This window comes from Hydrogeniiclostridium mannosilyticum (assembly GCF_003268275.1).
Classification (GTDB): Bacteria; Bacillota; Clostridia; order Oscillospirales; family Acutalibacteraceae; genus Hydrogeniiclostridium; species Hydrogeniiclostridium mannosilyticum.
Genome location: NZ_QLYR01000040.1, coordinates 1 through 610, shown reverse-complemented (window position 1 = coordinate 610; position 610 = coordinate 1). Strand labels below are relative to the sequence as shown.

At 52.6% G+C, this 610-nt stretch carries 2 protein-coding genes; both read left to right on the top strand.

Annotated elements, in window-relative coordinates; genetic code table 11:
* On the top strand, positions 1-233 hold a 233-nt coding region (locus DPQ25_RS14855; RefSeq protein WP_207657312.1), incomplete at its 5' end, for a hypothetical protein.
* Positions 226-516 carry a hypothetical protein gene (locus DPQ25_RS14360; RefSeq protein ID WP_112333846.1) on the top strand — a complete coding sequence of 97 codons (291 nt, stop codon included), beginning with the start codon at positions 226-228 and terminating at the stop codon, positions 514-516. The genes DPQ25_RS14855 and DPQ25_RS14360, both read left to right, overlap by 8 nt.
* The last annotated feature ends 94 nt before the right edge of the window (positions 517-610 follow it).

The window sequence follows — 610 nt, the reverse complement described above, 5'->3', positions numbered from 1 at the left end:
CGGCATACCTCCGGCGGATGAATGAAAAGATTGACCGGTTGGAGGGGTATTCCCACAATGATTATATGAACACCTTAAAGCTCACCATTATGAGCGAGGAAATCCCCCTGGAGGAGCGGTTAATCGCGGGTGAGAAATATGTGCAGGAGGGCGGAAACGGGGCAATAAAGGCCAAATACCGCCTTTTGCAGGAGGAATACGAGAAAAGAAACGGAGGCTATCAGCATGGATGAGTTTTTCAGCTGGCAAATGCTGGCGACATTCGCGGGAGCAACCGCGGCAACGGGGATTTTGACCCAGTTTCTCAAGAATCTAATCCCGAAGCTGCCGACACAATGGCTCAGCTACCTATTGGCGCTGGTGCTTCTGTGCGCGGCGACGGCGGCAATCGGAGACTTTACAGACTGGACGTCCTGGGCAATCCTGCCGCTGAATGCGGCGCTGGTGAGCATGGCGAGCAACGGCGCGTTTGCGGCGGTCAAGCGTGCGGCGGAAGGCAAGGGCAAAACAGAATAGATAGAAAGAGAGCCCCGGAGTGATCCGGGGCTTTTTTCTGTGGATTTATTTCACTGAAATTAGCCGGAAATAAATCATGGGATATAATAAAGCT

Excerpts from the sequence above, each read along its gene's own strand:
- DPQ25_RS14360 (WP_112333846.1), top strand. The coding sequence starts at position 226 with ATGGATGAGTTTTTCAGCTGGCAAATGCTGGCGACATTCGCGGGAGCA.